Source organism: Bacteroides sp. 3_1_13 (genome assembly GCF_001185845.1).
GTDB classification, from domain to species: domain Bacteria; phylum Bacteroidota; class Bacteroidia; order Bacteroidales; family Bacteroidaceae; genus Bacteroides; species Bacteroides xylanisolvens.
The window spans coordinates 1-2,526 of record NZ_KQ236967.1 but is presented as its reverse complement, the minus strand read 5'-3'; the positions used below and the strand labels follow the sequence as shown (position 1 = coordinate 2,526).

Below are 2,526 nucleotides of genomic sequence, written 5' to 3'. Positions count from 1 at the left end.
AGGCTATGCGAAATGATGACTTCAATACCATTCTGGAACTGAAGATGAGAGGATATCAGCCATCGGAGAACACACTGAAAAGCCTCCAGCCGGATATATCCTCCACCACCTTCATCGCTGCTGTCAAAATCTTCCAAATGGAAGGGGTACTAAAAAGCCTTCAGGACATAAAGTCTGCGCAAAGCCCGATTACAAGCGGTAATAAACGTAACATGGAGCAAACAAATTTACTATTCAATTTTCAGTTTTTTTCTATTTCTATACTACTGTACGCCATAAAATAACGAAGAAACTTATTCCTATATCAATTCATAATCAATAACATACAATTCACCAAGAATATTAGGGAATGCTACAGTATCATATATCACCTGCCCTACTCCATTAAAATTACCCGGAGATATTACAGATGCTACAACACCATGATAAGCTGTGGGAGAAAAAGAAAGATCTGCTAATCCATTTATCCCAATAACATTTTTCTGTACACCAGCATTATTAACATTACAAAAAATTGCATAATGAATAGTTTGATGTAAATTTACAGCAGCATTAGGAAGATGCACAAAATATAATATATCTCCATTATTACATTTAGCTAAATCATGATAGGTATTTATTTTTTGTATCATACTTTCTAAAGAAGCTCCAAAAGGATTAACTGAAATTCTTTTTCCTGTTGCCTGTTCTATAATTCCTCTAACTAAATTAGCACACCCTCCACCATTTGTAGGTAAATTAACATTCAAATTCTGAGTATTAGTAATAAATTGTGTAATCAATTGTCTATCATTTATACTTATAGCCATATATTATAACTCATGTTCTCCTACTCTCTCAAAGGCTTTTCGGAACCTGCCTATAAAAACTGTCTCTGTAAGCTTACCCCACAAATCTACCCTATAATCCCCAAACCGCTATCATCCCTTTTCTGAATGCCATGGAATTTTTTCCGAATACATAAGTTAGAAGATGAAAAAAGATTGTATTCAAAGTTTTTGGTTCTTTTTTGAAAAAAGAACCGCTGGCCAAAAATCCAACGGTTACTTTACTTTCGGAAAAATATGCAATGAAGTTTATAGGCCGAATGAGGAACGCAGCTTCTTCATGGCATTCTCCACATCAAAGAAAGACACATCCATAAGATCTTCTCCCCATGCTTCCGGAAAGTCAAGAATGGAACGTCCGTTATTAAGAACCGCATCACGGATGGCTTTCATCACATTCTGCCGAGTCGGTTCCAGCTTGAAGAAAAGGCAATGCCTGACTGCCATTGTAAGGGTATCATCATCTATAAAGAAACGGATGGTGACGGTCATGTGTACCTGCGTCCGTTTCTCCAGTTTCTTCTTTTTAGTTTCCAGTTTGGCCAACCGGGAAACATAGAATGAAGGGATATGTTTCCCGGATTCAACGCAAGTCTTCATCGCTTCATGTATTTCAGCGATGCCGTCACGTATATCCGTCAAGTCGGTGCAGTTGGATGCAACCGTATAAGCCGATAACTTTTTCATCTCAAAAGCCGTTTTTATATGGCAAAAGCCCTGTTTGTGAAACTTATAATATATGAATCTCCTTATCACCTACCTTCTCGTCCGATACGACCAATACCTCGTACTTCATCCTCTTGTAATTATAGACTACGGCAAGCGTATTAAAGCCACCGTTATCATACCGCCTGTCATAAACGGTATGTACATACTCATACATCGCATTCCCCATCATGAACTTTACGGAAACATCCGTAAAGTAAAATGCCACCGCATAAGCCAGCGTTTTCTTTTTATCAACCTTTTTTGTTTTCATAACCATTTGTCCTTTATTGTTTTCTGATAAAATATTCAATGGCCGAATGAACCAATATATAATGTGTGGGTGTCTGCCTGCACTGTTCCGCATAAGGATTATAGAACTGGAGAGCCAGCGCATGGTATAATTCCGGCAATTCCCGCTTGATTCTCGCCGTAAGCAGCCGATAGGAGCATTTTCTACCGTACTTCATCAGCTCACGCCATTTGTCCTGTGTTATTTCCGTGCAATTCGTCTCGTAAACCATAACTTCCGTTTTTAAGTTCAATATTCCGGTTGGAAAGCGGAAAGGGGTTGTTCCCTCTCCGTTTATTCTCTAATCAATTCAGGCAAGCTTTTACCGTTATACCGGTTTTCAGTCCTTTATCCAGCTGCACGGTCAACCCACGAACATTCACCTCTTGAATTTGAGAAAGAAGCACATAACCCCATTCCCATTCTTGAATATGGCAATAACCGAAAAAAAGCCAGTCACCGTCTTCCTGCTGTTCGGCTTCCGTTACCAACCATACCACCGAAGAAAAAGGAAGGAAAAACCTTGCGATGACTTCCGCATTAAGCCCCTGCCCCTCTTTTGAGTACAAAGGGTTGGCTTCAAACACATTCTTTAGTTGTTCCGTCACTGTAATCATATGTCACATTTTTAAAGGGTTAAACTTCTAATTTTATGCTTCAGCTAGATTTAAAGACCTTTTTTTAAAACCCCTTTCCGGGATG

The 2,526-nt window shown here is 39.0% G+C and carries 6 protein-coding genes; 1 reads left to right on the top strand and 5 read right to left on the bottom strand.

All coding sequences use genetic code 11. The annotated features are described in order from the left end of the window. On the top strand, positions 1-284 hold a 284-nt coding region (locus HMPREF9009_RS24725), incomplete at its 5' end, for a hypothetical protein (protein ID WP_049703633.1). A 15-nt stretch (positions 285-299) separates the two neighbouring features. On the opposite strand, the gene HMPREF9009_RS24720 is transcribed toward HMPREF9009_RS24725, so the two are convergent. The 5 genes from HMPREF9009_RS24720 to HMPREF9009_RS24700 form a co-directional block, all read right to left on the bottom strand. Then, positions 300-809: a hypothetical protein gene (locus tag HMPREF9009_RS24720; protein ID WP_007569216.1), complete on the bottom strand. Its 510-nt coding sequence runs from the start codon at positions 807-809 to the stop codon at positions 300-302. Positions 810-1,076: 267 nt separating this feature from the next. Beyond that, positions 1,077-1,514 carry a hypothetical protein gene (locus HMPREF9009_RS24715; RefSeq protein WP_005868821.1) on the bottom strand — a complete coding sequence of 146 codons (438 nt, stop codon included), beginning with the start codon at positions 1,512-1,514 and terminating at the stop codon, positions 1,077-1,079. Positions 1,515-1,557: 43 nt separating this feature from the next. Next, on the bottom strand, positions 1,558-1,806 hold the full coding sequence (locus HMPREF9009_RS24710; protein ID WP_005868823.1) for a hypothetical protein: 249 nt from the start codon (positions 1,804-1,806) through the stop codon (positions 1,558-1,560). A gap of 13 nt (positions 1,807-1,819) precedes the next feature. Then, complete coding sequence (locus HMPREF9009_RS24705; protein WP_005868824.1) at positions 1,820-2,056, bottom strand: hypothetical protein; 237 nt, start codon at positions 2,054-2,056, stop codon at positions 1,820-1,822. 73 nt (positions 2,057-2,129) lie between these two features. Then, a complete protein-coding gene (locus HMPREF9009_RS24700) occupies positions 2,130-2,441 on the bottom strand; it encodes a DUF2958 domain-containing protein (protein WP_005868826.1) in 312 nt (103 codons plus the stop codon). Positions 2,442-2,526: the final 85 nt, after the last annotated feature.